The organism is Nocardioides sp. LS1 (genome assembly GCF_003865225.1).
Lineage (GTDB): Bacteria > Actinomycetota > Actinomycetes > Propionibacteriales > Nocardioidaceae > Nocardioides > Nocardioides ginsengisegetis.
This window is the reverse complement of sequence record NZ_BIFF01000002.1, coordinates 1,048,203-1,067,444: the sequence shown is the minus strand read 5'-3', so window position 1 is coordinate 1,067,444 and position 19,242 is coordinate 1,048,203. Positions and strand designations below refer to the sequence as shown.

Annotated in this window: 12 protein-coding genes; 8 read left to right on the top strand and 4 right to left on the bottom strand. The window is 73.3% G+C overall.

Features of this window, described 5'->3' with window-relative positions:
• Positions 1 to 300 precede the first annotated feature (300 nt).
• The 4 genes from EJF31_RS09980 to EJF31_RS09965 form a co-directional block, all read right to left on the bottom strand.
• Positions 301 to 1,389: a glycerol dehydrogenase gene (locus EJF31_RS09980; RefSeq protein WP_185736187.1), complete on the bottom strand. Its 1,089-nt coding sequence runs from the start codon at positions 1,387 to 1,389 to the stop codon at positions 301 to 303.
• Positions 1,386 to 2,372: a transketolase family protein gene (locus tag EJF31_RS09975; RefSeq protein ID WP_221767516.1), complete on the bottom strand. Its 987-nt coding sequence runs from the start codon at positions 2,370 to 2,372 to the stop codon at positions 1,386 to 1,388. Before EJF31_RS09975 ends, EJF31_RS09980 begins: the two co-directional genes overlap by 4 nt.
• On the bottom strand, positions 2,362 to 3,213 hold the full coding sequence (locus EJF31_RS09970) for a transketolase (protein WP_125036907.1): 852 nt from the start codon (positions 3,211 to 3,213) through the stop codon (positions 2,362 to 2,364). Before EJF31_RS09970 ends, EJF31_RS09975 begins: the two co-directional genes overlap by 11 nt.
• A gap of 68 nt (positions 3,214 to 3,281) precedes the next feature.
• A complete protein-coding gene (locus EJF31_RS09965) occupies positions 3,282 to 5,081 on the bottom strand; it encodes a sigma-54-dependent Fis family transcriptional regulator (protein ID WP_125036906.1) in 1,800 nt (599 codons plus the stop codon).
• A 229-nt stretch (positions 5,082 to 5,310) separates the two neighbouring features.
• Between EJF31_RS09965 and EJF31_RS09960 the strand changes: the two genes are divergently transcribed.
• The 8 genes from EJF31_RS09960 to recD are packed head-to-tail and all read left to right on the top strand — an operon-like array spanning position 5,311 to position 19,217.
• Positions 5,311 to 6,960, top strand: coding sequence for an NAD(P)/FAD-dependent oxidoreductase (locus EJF31_RS09960; RefSeq protein ID WP_125036905.1), 1,650 nt, complete (start codon positions 5,311 to 5,313; stop codon positions 6,958 to 6,960).
• Positions 6,957 to 8,159, top strand: coding sequence for an acyl-CoA dehydrogenase family protein (locus EJF31_RS09955; RefSeq protein WP_125036904.1), 1,203 nt, complete (start codon positions 6,957 to 6,959; stop codon positions 8,157 to 8,159). Before EJF31_RS09960 ends, EJF31_RS09955 begins: the two co-directional genes overlap by 4 nt.
• Positions 8,159 to 9,169: a phosphotransferase family protein gene (locus tag EJF31_RS09950; protein ID WP_125036903.1), complete on the top strand. Its 1,011-nt coding sequence runs from the start codon at positions 8,159 to 8,161 to the stop codon at positions 9,167 to 9,169. Before EJF31_RS09955 ends, EJF31_RS09950 begins: the two co-directional genes overlap by 1 nt.
• Positions 9,162 to 9,914, top strand: coding sequence for an SDR family NAD(P)-dependent oxidoreductase (locus EJF31_RS09945; RefSeq protein ID WP_125036902.1), 753 nt, complete (start codon positions 9,162 to 9,164; stop codon positions 9,912 to 9,914). Before EJF31_RS09950 ends, EJF31_RS09945 begins: the two co-directional genes overlap by 8 nt.
• Positions 9,915 to 9,933: 19 nt before the next feature.
• Entirely contained in the window at positions 9,934 to 10,671 is a 738-nt protein-coding gene (fabG, locus tag EJF31_RS09940; protein WP_125036901.1) for a 3-oxoacyl-ACP reductase FabG, read from the top strand.
• 28 nt (positions 10,672 to 10,699) lie between these two features.
• Positions 10,700 to 14,068, top strand: coding sequence for an exodeoxyribonuclease V subunit gamma (recC, locus tag EJF31_RS09935; protein ID WP_125036900.1), 3,369 nt, complete (start codon positions 10,700 to 10,702; stop codon positions 14,066 to 14,068).
• Positions 14,065 to 17,469 (top strand): UvrD-helicase domain-containing protein, encoded by a 3,405-nt coding sequence (locus EJF31_RS09930; protein ID WP_125036899.1) that lies wholly within the window; start codon positions 14,065 to 14,067, stop codon positions 17,467 to 17,469. Before recC ends, EJF31_RS09930 begins: the two co-directional genes overlap by 4 nt.
• Positions 17,466 to 19,217, top strand: a complete 1,752-nt coding sequence (gene recD / locus EJF31_RS09925; protein WP_125036898.1) for an exodeoxyribonuclease V subunit alpha — start codon at positions 17,466 to 17,468, stop codon at positions 19,215 to 19,217. The genes EJF31_RS09930 and recD overlap by 4 nt, the downstream gene beginning before the upstream one ends.
• Positions 19,218 to 19,242 lie beyond the last annotated feature (25 nt).

The window sequence follows — 19,242 nt, the reverse complement described above, 5'->3', positions numbered from 1 at the left end:
GCGGTGAGCTGTGAACCGAAATGTTCGCGATGGCCGCGGGTGGCGGTCGGTCAGCAACCGAACTCCAACGGTGGATGGTTGACGCCGCACCGCTGGCCGGGGACCCGCACCAGAAACGGTTGACTGCTCACCGCTCGGGGCCCGGGCGAGTGGGTCGACCGGCGAGGGAACAAATTTTCGATTATCCGCTGGTCAGCGGGCCGGGACTGTCGGTGGGGTCTGGTTGAGTCAGGTCATGGAGCAGCCGATGCCACTCAACGTCGGCCACCCGGGCCACCCGTGGATTCTCAGCCTCTAGCGTCACGCCCGACTCTCCACGTGCCCCTCGATCGCGAGGATCGCGTCGACGAGCAGGTCCTCGTCGACGGGGACGGCGAGGTTGGCGAGGTGCGGGGCGGTCATGGTGACCGCGGCAATGGCCCGGACCTCCTCGGCGGTCGAGTCGGGCATACCCAGCCCCGCGAGGGTGACCGGCAGTCCGCAGGCGACGAGGAACGCGCGCAGGTCGTCGATCTCGTCGGCCGACGCCCCCGTCACCCGCAGCTGGACCAGCGTCGCCCACGCGACGTGCTCGCCGTGCATGGCCGTGGAGGCGCCGCGAGCCCGCATGAGGCCGCGGGTCAGCGAGTGGGCCAGGGACAGTCCGCCGTTCTCGAAGCCCAGTCCGCTGAGCAGCACGACCGCCTCGACCAACGCCTCGAGGGAGTCGTCGACCTCGCCGCGCTCGCACGCCGCCAGGCCGGCGACCGCGTGCTCGCGCAGGACCGCGTAGCAGGCGTCGGCGAGGGCCGAGCCGACGAGCAGGGGCCGGGTGCCGAGCGCGGTCACCCCTGATCCGGCCCGGCACCCGGCAGCTTCGAAGGTCTTCGCGACCGCGTCCCCGACGCCGGATCGCAGGAACCGCACCGGCGCCGCCGCGACGAGGGCGGTGTCGACGACGACAGCGTGCGGGTTGGCGGGGAGTCGGTCGACCGCCGCCAGCCGGTGGTCGTCGTCGTACATCGCGACGGCGCCGCTCGTCGGCGAGTCGTTGGACGCCACGGTCGGGACGGTCACGACCGGCAGCCCCAGGCGGAGCGAGACCGCCTTGGCGGCGTCGAGGGCCTTCCCGCCGCCGACTCCGACGACGACCCCGGCGCCGACGGGCCTGCCAGCAGCGGCCAGTGCGTCCGCCGCGCCCGCGGTGATCTCGCCCCGCAGCAGGAGGAACGCCGGGGAGAGGTCGGCGAGCAGGGACGAGAGGCGGGCGCCCAGCAGGGACTGGACGTACGTGTCGGTTACGAGGAGGGGCCGTGGGCCGTAGGGAGCGAGGACCGGGGGCAGCAGGTCGAGCGCGTCGGGCCCCTGCACGTAGCGCAGCGGTCCGGCGAAGGCTCGGACCCCCGTCACACGCCCTCGACGACGGCCCGGAGCAGGCGCGGGAGGTCGATGCCGTACTTCGCCTCGAGGTACTCCTGCGACCCGCATTCGAAGAACGAGTCCTCCAGCCCGACCCGCACGACGGGCCGCAGCAGGCCGGCGTCGAACATCGCCTCGGTCACCAGCGTCCCCAGCCCGCCGGACTTCTTGTGGTTCTCGGCGATGACCAGCCGCTCATGGCGGGCCGCGAACTCCAGCACTCCGGCGGTGTCGAACGGTTTGATCGTCGGCACGTGCAGCACGCCGGCCTCCACCCCCTGCCCGGACGCGATGCGGGCACTGTCGAGTGCCCGGGCCGTCATGTAGCCGGTCGAGATCACGCCGACCTCGCGCCCTTCGCGGAGCTGCGCAGCCCGCCCCGGCACGAACCGGTAGTCCGGCCCGAGCTCGACCGGAACGTTGCCGCGCAGGAGGCGGACGTAGACGGTGCCGGGGATGTCGGCGACGGCACGCACGACCTGCTTCAGCTCCGTGGCGTCGCACGGGTCGATGATCGTGAGGTCGGCGATCCCGCGCATCATGTTCAGGTCCTCGGTGGCCTGGTGCGTGGCGCCGTACCCGTTCAGCAGTCCCGGCATCCCGGCGAAGATCTTCACGCTCGCCATCGAGTGCGCGCACGCGATGGCGACGAAGTCGTAGGCCCGGCGGGTGAGGAACACCGAGTACGTCGTGCAGTAGGCGATCTTGCCGGTCTTGGCCAGGCCGGCAGCGGTGAGCACCAGGTTCTGCTCGGCCATGCCCACGTTGAAGAAGCGTGAGGGGTGGGCGTCGCGGAAGGGCAGGATGTCGCTGTAGCGGCCCATGTCCGCGGTCAGCGCGACGACCTCGGGCCGCTCATGGCCGAGGGCGACGAGCTCGGTGCCGAACGGCGCCAGCTCGGTCTCCTTGTCGTCGACCTCGATCAGCTCACCCATGCCGCGGGTCTGGCCGAAGACGGCGGGTTCAGTGGTCACGGTTGGCCTCCAGCTCGTCCATGAACGACTCCCACTCCTCGTCGGTGACCCGCACGAAGTGGGCGCGGGGACGGGCCACGAGCGTCGGCACGCCGTGGCCCGGCGTCGTGCGCATCACGATCGCCTTCGGTCGTCCGTCGCGCTCCCGGCAGGCGGCCAGTGCGGTGGTCAGTGCCGCCACATCGTTGCCGTCCACCTCGTGGGTGTCCCACCCGAACGCCGTGAACTTGTCGGCCACGGGCTCGATCGCCACCGTGACGGGCCCGTCGGCCTGGATGCCGTTGCAGTCGATCAGCGCGACCAGGTTGTCGCAGCCGAACGTCGCCCCGCCCATCGCCGACTCCCAGGTCGAGCCCTCGTCGAGCTCGCCGTCGGAGAGCTCGCAGAACACCCGCGACGGGCGCCCGTCGAGCCGCTGTCCCAGCGCCATCCCGACCGCCTGTCCGAGCCCGTGTCCCAGTGAGCCGCCGACGATCTCGATGCCCGGCGTCACGTCGAAGGTGCTCATCGGGAGCCGCGAGCCGTTCAGTCCGTACGTCGGCAGCTCGGCCTCGTCGAGGTAGCCCGCGGCCGCGAGGGCGGCGTACATCGCGATCGAGTAGTGGCCGGTCGACAGCAGGAAGCGGTCGCGGTCGGCCCACTCCGGGTCGGCCGGGTCGTGGCGCAGCTCGTGGAAGTACAGGACGGCGAGGCAGTCGGCGATCCCGAGGCCCTGGGCGATGTAGCCCTCGCCCTTGCCGCGGGTCATCGTCATCATCAGGCGGCGCAGCTGGTGCGCCCGGTCTCGCAGTGCCGCGACGTCAGCGGGCGCGTGCGCCGGGTCGGTGAGGGTGGCTGGCATGCCCCAAGGCTCCGCCCGCGGCGGGGTCGCGCCCTGTCCCACATTGCGACAAGGCGCGAGCGGTCCGCCTAGAAGTACTGCTTGTCCGGGTCGAGCCGGTAGGCCTGGAGCTTGCGGTAGAGCGTCGAGCGGGAGATCCCGATCGACTGGGCGGCGGCCACCTTGTTGCCGTTGTGCTGCTTGAGCGCGCTGAGGATCGCACTGAGCTCGAGCTCCTCGATGGCGCTGAGGTCGCGCTTGCGGGAGTTGCCCTGCAGGTCCAGCGGCAGCGCCTCCGGCCGGATCTCCGGACCGAGGGAGGTCGAGAGGAGGCCGCGGATGGTCGCGTCGAGCTGGCGCAGGTTGCCCGGCCAGGAGTGGCGCATCAGGCAGCGGAGGGCGGAGGAGGAGAAGCGGAGCTCCTTGGGCCCGCGGTGCTTGTCGAGCATGGCCACCGCGGTCGGGGCGATGTCCTCCTGACGGTCGCGTAGTGGCGGCAGGGTGACCCGTCCGACGCCGACCGTGTCGACGAGGCGACGGTGGCCGGGGGTGGGTGCTCCACCGGTGGTCATCGTGGCCACGATGCGAGGCGCGTCGGGGAGGTCGTCGAACTGGTCGAGCAGGGCCGAGCTCGCGGCGGCCGCCTCGGGTGTGAGCGCCTCGAGGTGGCGGAGCAGGAGTGCTTCAGGACTGTTCTCGAGCTCCTCGCGCAGCAGGCTGACGAACTTCGTCGCGCCCTCGGCCCAGCCGGCGGCCGCATCGATGACGGCGATCTTGTCCGCGGTGACGTGCGCGGACTCCAGCACCGCCCGGGCCAGCGCGTACTTGCCGACTCCGGGCTCACCCTCGATCAGGATCGGGACGCCCTTGGCGGCCAATCGGGTGGCGTGCGCGATCGCCTGCACCAGCGCTGGACTCTTGCCGGGCAGCGTGATGGTGGGCCGCGGGGGCGCCACCAGGGCCAGCTCCTCGTGGGCCGCTGGCCGGTCGACGTCGAACTCCACGAGCGCGCCGATGATGCGGCCGTCGTTGATGACCGGCTTGCAGCGGGTGATCCGGAAGCGGTCGGTGGTGAGGCCGAAGTCGTCGGCCGCCAGCCCGGAGCCCAGCGCGATGCCGCGGACGTACTCCCACAGTGCTGCACGGTCGACGCCCTCGAGCAGGTCGGTGACCTTGGGGCCGGCGATGAAGATGTCCTGACCGACCGCGGCGACGGGGGCGCGCCGCGAACCGATGGCGACGAGGTACTCGTCGAGCAGCTGACGCTCACTGGTGGTCGCCTGGGCGAGCAGCCGGCTCTCCACCTCGGTGGCGGTGCTGGTCATCAGGGGGGTGAGCAGCGGGTTGCCGGAGGTGGCCCGGCAGTTCATCGTGATGACGCCCTCGAGGCGGCGGGTGATCGGGTGGTGCACGGGCACGCCGACACAGGTGAAGGGGCGCAGCGCCTCGGCCAGGTGCTCGGGGCCGGAGACCTGGATGGCGGCGTCCTGCTCGATCACGCTGCCGACGCCGTTGGTGCCGATCGACTCCTCGCTGATGCAGAACCCCACGTTGGAGTTGATCCGGTCCATCAGCGGCAGGATCCCCGGGTCGGAGACCCAGCGCTGGACCACGATCGCGTCGTGGTCGGAGAGCAGGACGCCGGCGTTGAGACCGGACAGCTCGTCGGCCAGCCGGGACAGGACCGGGTCGGCGGCCAGGCGCAGCGCGGCCCGGGCGTGGTGCTCGCCCCGGAAGGTCAGCGCCGGGTTGGCCAGGTCGGCGCCGCTCATGATCGAGCGCTTCCAGGACAGGAGGACCTGGGGCCGGACGTTGCGCGCGAGGTCGTCCGGGAGTGCCCCCTCGGACAACAAGTGCTCTCGTGCGGCGTCAACCAGCTTCAACGTCATGGCCCATCTCCTCATGCGGCGGCCCCCGAGCTGTGACCCCCATTACACCCCCGACCTGCGTTAACAGCGATGTAACTGCTCCAAATTGGGACACAACTGTGTTCCACCGTCCGTCCCACTCGCGTCCCGAAATGGGACATGGGCCCGCGCGCCCCGCTACCGACGATGAGTCATGCCCCGGCGGTCGACGTACGACCCGGGCCCCAGACAACGAGAAGGGATGCCAGCGATGAGCGACGCAGCGAACGGCGCAACGGAGTTGGACGGCGGGATCACCGAGGTGGACGCCGTCGTCATCGGGTCGGGCTTCGCCGGGCTCTACAGCATCCACCGGTTGCGCAACGAGCTGGGCCTCGAGGTGCAGGCCTTCGACAACGCCGGTGACGTGGGCGGCACCTGGTACTGGAACCAGTACCCGGGCGCCCGCTCCGACACCGAGGTCAACGCCTACTGCTACTCCTTCGACAAGGAGCTCTTCCACGAGTGGAAGTGGACCGAGCGCTACCCCCGGCAGGCCGAGATCAGGGCCTACCTGATGCACGTCGCCGACCGCTACGACCTGCGCAGGAGCGTCAAGTTCAACACCCAGGTCGAGAGCGCGGTCTGGGACGACGCCGCCGAGCGCTGGATCATCACCGCCGACGGCCAGAAGTACTCCGCCCAGTTCCTCGTCGAGGCCGTAGGGCTGCTGTCGGCCACGAAGGTGCCGCACTTCCCGGGCGAGGAGAACTTCCGCGGGGAGATCTTCCACACCGCACGGTGGCCCCAGGGGGAGGTGGACCTGGCCGGCAAGCGCGTCGGGGTGATCGGCACCGGGTCGTCCGGCATCCAGGTGATCGCCGAGCTCGCCCCGAAGGTCGGCCACCTCACCGTCTTCCAGCGCACCCCGCAGTGGGTGGTGCCCTCCCGACACCGCCCGATCTCTCCGGGGCTGCTCGACCAGATCGAGCAGGACTACGAGGGCTACTGGCGCGACGTCCTCTACTCCACGACCTGCTTCGGGTTCAAGGAGAGCGACATCGCCGCGGAGAGCGTCCCTGTCGAGGAGCGGGTGAAGCGTTTCGAGGAGGTCTACGAGGACGGCGGCGGCTTCCAGTACATGTTCGCCGCCTTCAACGACGTCGCCACCAGCCGGATCGCCAACGCCTCGGCCACCGACGTCATCTCCAAGAAGATCCGCGAGACGGTCAACGACCCGCACCTGGCCAACATGCTCATCCCGGGTGACCTCTACGCGAAGCGCCCGCTGTGCTGCGACAACTACTACGAGACCTACAACCGCGACAACGTCACGCTCGTCGACGTGCACGGCGACCCGATCGAGGAGATCACCGAGACCGGGATCCGGACCGCCGACGGCGTCGTCCACGAGCTCGACGTCCTCGTCCTCGCCACCGGGTTCGACGCCGTCTCCGGCAACCAGCTCAAGATCCACCACGAGGGTCGCGGCGGGGTGACCCTCAAGGACCGCTGGCACGACCGGCCTCGCACGCACCTGGGCCTGATGGCCGCGGCGTTCCCCAACCTGTTCATGATCTACGGCCCGATGGGCCCCTTCACCAACCAGCCGCCGGCCCACGAGGCCCAGGTCGACTGGGTGGCGCGGAGCATCGAGCACGTGCGTGCCAACAACCTCGGCACCATCGAACCGACGCAGGAGGCCGAGGACGCCTGGGTGGCGGAGTGCGACGAGATCGCGAACCAGACCCTGTTCTCCGTCGTGGACTCGTGGATCAACGGATCGAACATCCCGGGCAAGCCGGTGACCAACATGTTCTACATGGCCGGCATGGCGGCGTACATGGGCAAGATGCAGCACGAGGAGGACACGGGCTACCGGGAGAACTTCACCCTCGGCGGTGCCCGGGTGCCCGCGTGACCTTCGGCCTCGACCACTCGCCCGGCGTCCTCGACCTCGCGGCACGCACCTCGGCCTTCGTGGACGAGCACGTGCTGCCGGTCGAGGACGCCCACGGCGGGGACGTCGCCGTGGCCGGCGGTGACGACCTGCGTCGCCAGCTGCAGAAGCAGGCCCGGGACGAGGGACTGCTGAGCCCGCACGCACCGGTCGAGTACGGCGGCCTCGGGCTGGGCATGGTCGACCGGGCCCCGGTCTTCGAGGCGGCCGGCCGCTCGTTGTTCGGGCCGCTCGCGATCAACGGGGCCGCGCCGGACGAGGGCAACGCCCACCTGCTGGCCCACGTGGCCACCGCGGAGCAGAAGGAGGAGTACCTCCGGCCCCTCGTCAGCGGCGAGGTCAGGTCCGCCTTCGCGATGACCGAGCCGGCCCCCGGTGCCGGCTCGGACCCGACGGCGCTGTGCACGACCGCCACGCGGGTCCCGGGCGGCTGGCGGATCAACGGGCGCAAGTGGTTCATCACCGGAGCCGACGGGGCCGGGTTCTTCATCGTCATGGCGCGAACGTCGGGCAGTCCCGGCGACGGGCACGGCGCCACCATGTTCCTGAGCCCGGCCGACGTGCCGGGGATCGAGGTAGGCCGGCACATCACGACGCTGGACCGGTCGATGGTCGGCGGCCACTGCGAGGTCGACCTCCGCGACCTGTTCGTTCCCGACCACGGCGTGCTCGGCGAGGTCGACCGAGGCTTCGCCAACGCCCAGGTCCGGCTCGGCCCGGCCCGGATGACCCACGTGATGCGGTGGCTCGGCGCCGCCGTCCGCGGTCACGAGATCGCGCTGCGGCACGTCGCCGGGCGCGAGGCCTTCGGGTCCCGGCTCGCCGACCTCGGCATGGCACAGCAGCTCATCGCCGACAGCGAGATCGACATCGCCGCCACGAGGGCGCTGCTGCTGCGGGCCTGCTGGGAGCTCGACATCGGCGAGCGCGCATCGACCTCCACGTCGATCGCGAAGACGTTCGCCGCCGAGGCCATCGGCCGGGTCGTGGACCGTGCCATCCAGCTCTGCGGGGGACTCGGGGTCTCCGAGGACCTGCCGCTCGCGCGCCTGTCGCGCGAGGTCCGGCCGTTCCGGATCTACGACGGGGCATCCGAGGTGCACCGCTGGTCGATAGCGCGCCGCGCCGTCGGCCGCGCCGTCGCCGCGGGCGGTCGGTGATGACGCCCGCCCAGCTCGCCGGCGTGGCGGCGTACCTGTCGGACCGCGGCGAGACGGTCGCCGGCCCGCTCACCGCCACGCTCCTCGCCGGCGGGCGCTCCAACCTGACCTACCGGCTCGACGACGGGGAGAGCACCTGGGTGCTGCGCCGGCCACCGACGGGCGGGGTGATCGAGTCGGCGCACGACATGGCCCGCGAGTACCGCGTCGTCGAGGCGCTCCAGGGCACCGGAGTGCCGGTCGCCCGGGCCGTCGGCTGCGACCGTTCGCTGATGGTCCTGGACTCCCCGTACGCCGTCGTGGAGTACGTCGAGGGGCGCACGGTCCGCAGTCGCGACGACCTGGCCGGCTGGACCACCCCCGACTTCGACGCCTGCACGAACGGGCTGGTCGACGCCCTGGTCGCGCTCCACGCGGTGGACCCGGCCGACGTCGGGCTCGCGGACTTCGGGCGACCCGACGGCTACGCCGAGCGACAGCTGCGCCGCTGGTCGCGGCAGTGGGAGTCGATGGGTGCCGACGACCCGCGGGCGGGGCAGCTCCTGGCCCTGCTGGACGCGCGGGTGCCCACGCAGCGCCGTACCTCGATCGTGCACGGCGACTTCCGCGTCGACAACACCATCCTCGCCGTCACCGACCCCGGACGGGTGCTCGCGCTCGTCGACTGGGAGCTCTCCACCCTGGGCGACCCGGTCGCGGACGTCGCGCTGATGGCGGTCTATCGCCACCACGCCCTCGACGGCGTCCTGGGCATTCGCGCTGCCTGGACCGACGACCGGTTCCCCGGGCCGGCGGGACTGCGGGAGAGGTACGCCGACCGCGGCGGTGCCGAGCTCGACGCGTGGGACTTCCACCTCGGCCTGGCGTTCTTCAAGCTCGCGGTGATCGCCGAGGGAATCGCCTACCGGCACCGGCTGGGTGCCACCGAGGGTGAGGGCTACGAGGGGGTCGCGGCGACCGTCCCCGTCCTGCTCGAGGCGGGACTCGAAGCGGTGGGCACTCGTGCCTGAGCCCGTCGGTGGACGGAGCGCGCTCGTCACCGGCGCCTCCCGAGGCATCGGCCTGGGCATCGCCCGGATGCTCGCGGGTCGTGGCTTCTCCCTGACCGTCGCCGCCCGGGATGCCGGGCGCCTTGCCACCGTGGCCGACGAGCTGCGGTGCCTCGGCGCGTCCCGCGTGGTCCCGGTGCCCGGTGACCTCGCCGACCAGGCGTACCCCGCGGTGCTCGCGACGTCCCACCGCGACGCGTTCGGATCCCTCGACTGCCTGGTGCTCAGCGCGGGCGTCGGGACGGCCGGCAACCTCGCCGACTTCCCGGTGGAGCGCTTCGACAAGACCGTGGCGGTCAACGTGCGGGCCCCGTTCCTGCTGGTCCAGGAGTGCCTGCCGCTGCTGCGGGCGGCGGCGCTGGCCCACCCCGACCGCGGTGCCCGGGTGGTCGCGCTGTCCTCGATCACCGGCGTCCATGCCGAGCCCGGCCTCGCGGCGTACGGCGCCACGAAGGCCGCCCTCAACTCCCTCGTCGAGACCCTCAACGCCGAGGAGTCGGGCCGTGGGGTGAGCGCGACGGCCCTCGCGCCGGCGTACGTCGAGACCGACATGTCGGCCTGGGTCCGCGACGTGGTGCCGGCCGAGGAGATGATTCCGGTGAGCGACATCGTCGAGCTGGTCGCTGCGCTGGTCGGGCTGTCGGCCCGGTCGGTCGTGTCGCGGCTCGTCATCAGCCGTGCCGGGACCACCGGGTTCGGCGCGTAGAACAAGGGAGAGAGTCGAGATGTCACTTCTTCAGGGCCGCACGGCCGTCATCACCGGAGGGGCCCAGGGTCTGGGCCGCGCCATCGCCGAGCGGTTCGTGGCAGAGGGTGCTCGGGTCGTGATCGGCGACGTCGACCTGGCCGCGGCCACGGCCTGCGCGGCCGAGCTCGGTGACGGGGTGGCCACCGCGGTGCGCTGCGACGTGACGTCCGAGGAGCAGATGGACGCGCTGGTCGCGGCCGCGACGGAGCGCTTCGGGTCGCTGGACGTGATGGTCAACAACGCCGGGGTGCTGCGTGACGCGACGATGCGCAAGATGACGCTCGACGACTTCCGGCTGGTGCTCGACACGCACGTGCAGGGCACCTGGCTCGGTACCCGCGCGGCCGCGGCCGTGATGCGCGAGGCGGGGTCCGGGTCGATCGTGAACATGTCGTCGATCTCGGGCAAGGTCGGCAACCTCGGCCAGACCAACTACAGCGCGGCCAAGGCCGGCATCGTCGGGCTCACCAAGGCGGCGGCCAAGGAGGTCGCGCACGTCGGGGTCCGGGTCAACGCGATACAGCCCGGCCTGATCCGCACCGCGATGATCGAGGGGATGCGGGCAGACATCCTCGAGCAGCGGATGAAGGACATCCCCATGGGTCGCTTCGGCGAGCCGGCGGAGGTCGCGGCGGTGGCGACGTTCCTGGCGTCCGACCTGTCGTCGTACATGACCGGCACGGTCCTCGAGGTGACCGGCGGGCGTCACATGTGATGTCGGTGTCGGCCCCTAGGGTCGTCCCGTGACCGTCCACCTCCACCGCGCGCCGCGCACCGACCTGCTCGCCGACGCCCTCGGCGACCTGCTGGCGACCCCGCTGGAGGACCCGTTCGCCCAGGAGGTCGTCGTGGTGCCGGCCAAGGGCGTGGAGCGCTGGCTGACCCAGCGGTTCAGCCACCGCCTCGGCACCGGCCCGCGCGGGGGAGACGGGGTCTGCGCCGGGGTGCGGTTCCTCAACCCTCGCTCGCTGGTGAGCATGCTGCTCGACCGCGAGCGCGACGACGTGTGGGACCCCGACCGGCTGGTCTGGCCGCTGCTCGAGGTCATCGACGCGAGTCTCGACGAGCCGTGGTGCGCCACGCTCGCGACCCACCTCGGCCACGGGATGGCCGGCGAGGAGGGGCTGCTGCGGCGCAACCGCCGCTGGTCCGTTGCCCGGCGGCTGGCAGGCCTCTTCTCCTCGTACGCCGTGCAGCGACCCGCGCTCGTCACCGACTGGCGCGAGGGGCGCGACAGCGACGGGGCGGCGGCCACCCTCGACAGCGACCTCGCCTGGCAGGCCGAGCTCTGGCGGCGGCTGGTCGCTCACGTGGCGGAGCCCGCCCCCGACGTCCGGCACGCCGAGACGCTCGAGCGGCTGCGGTCCGGCGGCGACGGGCTCGACCTGCCGCCGCGGCTGTCGCTGTTCGGCCACACCCGGCTGCCCGTCACCGAGGTCGAGCTGCTCGCCGCGCTCGGGGAGACCCGCGACGTCCACCTCTGGCTGCCGCAGCCCTCGCCCGCCCTGTGGGACGCGCTCGCCGGGCTCGGGGCGCACCTGCCGCGCGACCTCGACGACTCCGCCGAGCTCGTGCACCACCCGCTCCTAGCCTCGCTCGGCCGCGACGCGCGGGAGCTGGCGCGCACGCTGTCGGGGGTCTCGACAGGCTCGACCACCGAAGGGAGCTCGACCGCCGAAGGGAGCTCGACCACCGACGAGGCGTCGATCCCGTCGTCGGTCGAGCCTGCCGAGACCCTGCTCGGCTGGCTGCAGTCCGACCTCCGCCACAACACCGCCCCCGACCCGGCCCTACGGACCGGCCGCACCCTGGCGGCCGAAGACCGCTCGGTCCAGGTGCACGCCTGCCACGGACCGGCCCGGCAGGTCGACGTGCTCCGCGAGGTGCTGGTCGGGCTGCTCCAGGACGACCCGACCCTCGAGCCGCGCGACATCCTCGTGATGTGCCCCGACATCGAGACGTTCGCGCCGCTGATCCAGGCCGGCTTCGGGCTCGGCGAGGTCGTCGACCACGGCCACCCGGCCCACCGGCTCCGGGTGCGGCTGGCCGACCGGGCGCTCTCGGCGACCAACCCGCTGCTGGCCGTCGCCGCGGCGCTGGTGGGGCTGGCGGGCGGTCGGGTCACGGCGAGCGACGTACTCGACCTGGCGGCGGGTGACGCCTGCCGCCGCCGCTTCCGCTTCACCGACGACGACCTCGGGCGGATCACCCGCTGGGTGACCGAGGCCGGCATCCGCTGGGGCGTCGACGCCGAGCAGCGGGCCGGCTTCGCGATGGAGCGGTTCGGTCACAACACCTGGCGGGCCGGGCTCGACCGGATCCTGCTCGGCGTCGCGATGAGCGGCGACGACCACCGCCACGTCGGCCGCGGGCTGCCGCTCGACGACGTCGGCAGCAACGACATCGACCTGGCCGGCCGGCTGGCGGAGTTCCTGCACCGGCTCGAGAGCTGCCTGCGCGCCCTCGACGCCGCGGGCGGCGTGGGTGAGTGGATGGCAATCCTCACCGAGGCCGTCCGTGGCCTCACCGACGTGCCGCTCGACGACGCGTGGCAGGTGCCGCAGTTCGAGCGCGAGCTGGCCCGCACGGCCGACTCCGCCGACGGCGGCGCGGTGCCGCTGCGGCTGGCCGACGTGCGCGCGCTGCTGGAGTCCCGGCTCGGCGGCCGGCCCACGCGCGCCAACTTCCGCACCGGCACGCTGACGGTCTGCACGATGGTGCCGATGCGGTCGGTGCCCCACCGCGTCGTGTGCCTGCTCGGCCTCGACGACGGGGTCTTCCCGCGGACCGGCTCGGTCGACGGCGACGACGTGCTCGCCCGCCGGCCCCTCACCGGTGAGCGCGACCCCCGCAGCGAGGACCGCCAGCTGCTGCTCGACGCCGTGCTCGCGGCGAGCGAGACCCTGGTGATCACCTACACCGGCGCCAACGAGCACTCCGGCGCCGGCCGCCCGCCGGCCGTGCCGCTCGGCGAGATCCTCGACGCCCTCGACCGCACCGCCGCCGCGCCCGTCCGCGACCAGGTGCTGGTGCGCCACCCCCTCCAGCCGTACGACGCCCGCAACCTCGCCGCCGGCGCCCTCACCGGCGACCGCCCGTTCAGCTTCGACGCGGCCGCACTGGCAGGTGCCCGGGCCGCGGTGGCCGAGCGGGTCCCGCCGCAGCCGTTCCTGACCGGCGAGCTCGCGCCGCTGCCGCGCGAGGACGTCCAGCTCGCCGACCTCCAGCGCTTCCTGGCCCACCCGGTGCGCGAGTTCCTGCGCAGCCGCCTCGACGTGTCCGCGCCGCTCGAGGCCGACGAGGTCGACGACGCCATCCCGATCGACCTCGACGCGCTCGCGCTGTGGGGCGTGGGTGACCGGCTGCTCCGCGAGGTGATGGCCGGCCAGGACCCGGTCGCGGTGATGACCGCCGAGCAGCTCCGCGGCACCCTCCCGCCGGGCGGGCTCGGCACCACCGCGCTCCAGCAGGTGGTGGAGGAGTCGCAGAAGCTCTTCACCCGCACGGCCCCGCTGCGCGAGGGCGTGGGCCGCTCGCTCGACGTCGACATCGACCTCGGCGACGGCCGACGGGTGACCGGCACCGTCTCGGGCATCTACGGCAGCAAGGTCGTCTCGCTGGGCTACTCCCGGCTCAAGGCGCGCCAGCGGCTCTCCTCCTGGGTCGACCTGCTGGCGCTGAGTGCGGCCTTCCCCGACGAGTCGTTCACGGCGCATGCCGTCGGCAAGGACCGGGCCGGCCCGCTGCGGGCCCTGTCCGGCCCGCTCGACCACCGCGCCACCAGCTGGCTGCGCGACCTGGTCGAGCTGCGCGACCTCGGCCTGCGGCGTCCGCTGCCCGTGCCGCTGGCCACGGCCCAGGCCTGGGCCGACGCGCACGCCCGCGAGCTCCGCGGCGACGACCGGCCGCCGGCCCACGCGGCCGCCCGCGCCTGGGTGACCGACCCCAACAACAGCTTCGGCATCCTCGGCGAGGACGCCGACGCCTCCCACGTCCGGGTCTTCGGCGAGCGGGCCCCGCTGTCGGTGCTCGTCGACGCCGGGCTGCCCGAGCTCGCCTGGCGCATCTGGGAGCCGCTGCTCAACGGCGGGGAGAGGGTGGGTGCGCTGTGACGACGACCCCGTTCGACATCCGGGACCCGCTGCCCACCGGGACCACCCTGCTCGAGGCCAGCGCCGGCACCGGCAAGACCTGGACCATCGGCGCGCTCGTGACCCGCTACGTCGCGCAGGAGGGCGTCCCGCTCGAGCGGATGCTGGTCGTGACGTTCGGCCGCGCCGCCAGCCAGGAGCTGCGCGAGCGGGTCCGCGCCCAGCTGGTCGAGGCCGAGCGTGCCCTGGCCGACGACCCCTCCCTGCCCGAGACGGGCCGCTCCGACCTCCTCGACCTGCTGGTCGACTGCACCGACGCGGAGCGCGTGCTGCGACACCGACGGGTCAGCGAGGCGCTGGCCAGCTTCGACGCGGCGACGATCGCCACGACCCACCAGTTCTGCTCGATGGTGCTCGGCTCGCTCGGCGTCGCCGGCGGCACCGACGCGCGGGCCCGGCTCGTGGAGGACCTCGACGACCTGGTCACCGAGGTCGTCGACGATCTCTACCTCCGCGCGTTCGCCTGGTCCGCCGACCGGCCGGTGTTCAGCCGGGGCGAGGCGATGGAGATCGCCCGCACCGCCGTCTTCGACCCGCAGGCCCGCCTCGAGCCCGCCGGTGAGGATCCCTCGACGCCGGTGGGCCGGAGGGTCGCCTTCGGCAACGCCGTCCGCACCGAGATGGACCGCCGCAAGCGACGGCTCGGGATCCTCTCCTACGACGACCTGCTGTCCCAGCTCGCGCACGCCCTCGAGGACGAGGACGCTCCCGCCCGGGCGCGGATGCGCCAGCGCTGGTCGATCGTGCTGGTCGACGAGTTCCAGGACACCGACCCCGTGCAGTGGCAGGTCCTCGACCGCGCGTTCACCGGTCACGCGACGATGGTGCTGATCGGCGACCCCAAGCAGGCGATCTACGCCTTCCGCGGCGGCGACGTCACCACCTACCTCCAGGCCGCCGAGACCGCCTCGACCCAGAAGACGCTCGCGGTCAACTGGCGCAGCGACGCCCCGCTGCTGGAGTCCTTCCAGACGATGCTCGCCGGCGCCGCGCTCGGGGACCCCCGCATCGTCGTGCACGACGTGGCCGCCCACCACGAGAAGGGTCGCCTGGCCGGCCTGCCCCACCCCGCACCGTTCCGGCTGCGGGTGGTGCGGCGCGACCAGCTCGGCAAGCGCGGGAGCAACCCGCTGACCGTCGGCGACGTGCGCCCCCACGTCGCGCGCGACCTCGCGCTCGACATCCGGTCGCTGCTGGCCTCGGGGGCGACCTTCGAGGGGCGGCCGCTGGAGCCGCGCGACGTCGCCGTCATCACCTACAAGCACGCCGATCTGGCCAACGCCCGCGAGGCGCTGCACGCCGTCGGCGTCCCAGCCGTGATCGCCGGTGGCGGCAGCGTGTTCGCCACCCCGGCCGCGGTCGAGTGGCTCGAGCTGCTCGAGGGTCTCGAGCAGCCGCACCGCTCCGGCCGGGTGCGAGCGGCGGCGCTCACGTCGTTCGTCGGCCACACCGTCCGCGAGCTCGACGAGCAGCGCGACGACCTCACCGACCACGTGGCCGACCGGCTCCGGCAGTGGGGCGAGGTGTTCTCGCTCCGCGGGGTCGCGGCCGTGCTCGAGGCCGCCACCGCCGCGGGGCTCCCGGCGCGCGTGCTGGCCCGGGTCGGCGGCGAGCGCCACCTCACCGACCTGCGGCACATCGGCGAGGCCCTCCACGAGGTCGCGCTCACGGAGCACCTCGGGCTCGTCTCGATGCTGACCTGGCTGCGCGGCCAGGTCGCCGAGGGGCGGGCCGGTCGCGGCACCGAACGGACCCGGCGCCTCGACTCCGACGCGGCGGCCGTGCAGCTGGTGACGATCCACGCGAGCAAGGGGCTGCAGTACCCCGTCGTCTACCTCCCTGCGCTGGCCGACCGCAACGTCCCCAAGCCGCGCAACCCCCTCTTCCACGACGACGAGGGCCGTCGGTGCGTCAACGTCGGCGGCGGGGGCGGCGCCGGCTGGCAGGACCACGTCCAGCGTTGGCTGGCGGAGGAGGGCGGCGAGTGGCTGCGGCTGCTCTACGTCGCCGCCACCCGCGCCCAGTCCCAGCTGGTGGCCTGGTGGTCGCCCACCCGCAACACCCCGGCGTCGCCGCTGCACCGGATGCTCCAGGGGCGTCGCCCCGGCATGCCCGACGTGCCGCTGGAGTTCATGAACCGCACCGACGACGAGGCCGCCGAGATCTTCGAGCGCTGGCGTGCGGCCGGCGGACCGGTCCCCGAGCCGGCGGTGCCGGCTCCCGCCGGGGCCGAGCCGCCGCGGCCCGTCCCGCCCGACCTGGCCGTCCGCACGTTCAGCCGCTCGGTCGACGTGACGTGGCGGCGAGCGTCGTACTCCTCCCTGACGGCCGTCGAGGCGCCGACCCTCGCGGCCGGCCTCGGCGGTGCGGTCGGCAGCGAGCCCGAGGTGGAGGCGAAGGACGACGAGGCCGTCACCGCGGCGTCGGCGCCGAGCGCGGCGCCCGTCGAGTCGGTGCCGTCGCCGATGGCGGACCTGCCCGTGGGTGCGACGTTCGGGTCGCTGGTGCACGCCGTGCTCGAGCACGCCGACCCGGAGGCCGACGACCTGCGCGCCGAGCTCGCGGCCCACCTCGCCGAGCAGCTGGTGCACTGGCCCGTCGACGTCGATCGCGAGGTCCTCGTCGAGGCGCTGGTGGCCGTGTGCGACTCGCCGCTGGGGCCGCTGGCCCCCACGACGCTGCGCGAGGTGCCGCTGCGTGACCGGCTCCGCGAGATGGAGTTCGAGCTGCCGCTGGCGGGCGGCGACCTCGCCGGCTCGGCCGGCACGGGCGACGTACGCCTCGGCGACCTCGCCCCGATGCTCCGTCGCCACCTGCCCGACGGTGACCCGGTGCGGGCCTACGCCGACGCCCTCGACCAGCCGCACCTCGGTGGGCAGGCGCTCCGCGGCTACCTCACCGGCTCGGTCGACGTGGTCCTGCGGCGGCGCACCGACGCCGGGCCGCGCTACGTCGTCGTCGACTACAAGACCAACTGGCTCGGCGCCCACGAGCAGCCGCTGACCGCCCACGACTACCGCCCCGAGGCGCTCGCCGGGGCGATGGGACACAGCGACTACCCCCTCCAGGCGCTGCTGTACGCCGTGGTTCTCCACCGGTTCCTGCGCTGGCGCCAGCCCGGCTACGACCCGGCGGTCCACCTCGGGGGCGTGCTCTACCTCTACCTGCGCGGGATGTGCGGGCCGGAGACACCGCTCGTCGACGGCGAGCCGTGCGGGGTGTTCTCGTGGCGGCCGCCGGTGGCGCTGGTCGAGGAGCTGTCCGACCTGCTCGACGGTGTCTCGGCAGGCTCGACAACCGAAAGCTGGCGAGGCTCGACAACCGAAAGCTGGCGAAGCTCGACAACCGGAGGCGCGCGATGACCGAGATCTTCGAGCCGCTGTCCGAGCAGGACTGGAGGCTGGTGGCCGGGGCGGCGGGGCTGCTCGGCGACTTCAACCGCGCGGGCGTGGTCGAGTCGACCGACGTCCACGTCGCGACCCGGCTGGGCGACCTCGCCGGCGAGGACGACGAGCGCGTCCACCTCGCGGTGGCGCTGGCCGTCCGGGCCGTCCGGCACGGCTCGGTGGGCGTCGACCTCGCCACGGTCCCGGCCATCGCCCCCGAGCTGCCGTGGCCCGAGGCCGACGGCTGGGCCGGCGCCGTGGCGGCCTCGTCGGTGCTGCTGGAGGGTGCGGTGCGGCTCGACCACGGGCTGCTCTACCTCGACCGCTACCACCGGCTCGAGGGACAGGTCTGCGACGACCTGCTCGAGCGGACCGCCCAGTCACCCCCGCCCGTCGACGAGGCCCACCTCGCGGCTGCCGTCGAGCGGGTGCGCGGTGCGCGGCTCAGCGCCGAGCAGGAGGCGGCGGCGGTGCAGGCCGTCCGCCAGTGGACCACCGTCCTCACCGGCGGTCCCGGCACCGGCAAGACCACGACCGTGGCCCGGATGCTCGCCCTGATCGCCGACCAGGCCCACGCCCGCGGCGAGCGGCTCTCGATCGCGCTCAGCGCTCCCACCGGCAAGGCCGCAGCCCGTCTCCAGGAGGCCGTCGAGGACGAGCTGCGCGGGATGCCGCAGGAGGACCGCGACCGGATCGGCCGGATCGAGGCGATGACCCTGCACCGCCTGCTCGGCTGGCGGCCCGACAACACCACCCGCTTCCGGCACGACCGCGGCAACCGCCTCAAGTACGACGTGGTCGTGGTCGACGAGTGCTCGATGGTCGAGCTGACCATGATGGCGCGGCTGCTCGAGGCCGTCCGGCTGCGGTCGCGGCTCGTCCTGGTGGGCGACCCGCGTCAGCTCACCTCGGTCGGCGCCGGCGCGGTGCTGTCCGACCTGGTCGCCGGCTACGAGGGCCGGCCCGGCAGCCCGGTCGTCTCCCTGACCGAGAACTTCCGCTCGACCGAGGACATCAAGACCCTCGCCGAGGCCCTGCGGCTCGGCGACGCCGACGCGGTGCTGGCCGCGCTGCGGGGCGGGTCCGCCGAGGTCGAGTTCGTCGAGACCGACGACCCCGGCTCGGCCCTGCGCGCGGAGACGGTCGCCTCGGCTCTCGCCGTACGCTCCGCGGCCGAGGCGGGCGACGCTGCCACCGCCGTGGCGGCCCTCGACCGGCACCGCCTGCTCTGCGCCCACCGCGAGGGACCCCACGGCGTCCGCCACTGGAACCACCAGGTCGAGCGCTGGCTGGGCGAGGAGACCGGGCAGGAGATCTGGTCGGAGTGGTACGTCGGGCGGCCGCTGCTGGTGACCAGCAACGACTACGCCCTGGAGATCTACAACGGCGAGACCGGGGCCGCGGTGCTGATGCCCGACGGCCGCCTCCGGGCGTTCATCGCGGGGTCGGGCCGGCTCCACGACTTCGCCCCCGGTCGCCTGGACGCGGTGGAGACCATGCATGCCATGACGATCCACAAGAGCCAGGGCAGCCAGGCCGACGCGGTCACCGTGCTGCTGCCGGACGAGGGCTCGCGGCTGTTGACGCGGGAGCTCTTCTACACCGCGGTGACGCGCGCCCGGTTCACGGTGCGGGTGGTCGGCACCGAGGCCGCCGTCCGCGCCGCCGTCGACAACCGCGCCCAGCGGGCCACCGGCCTGCGCCAGCGCCTGGCAGGTGCCTGACCGGGTGCTGGGCTGCGAACTCCGC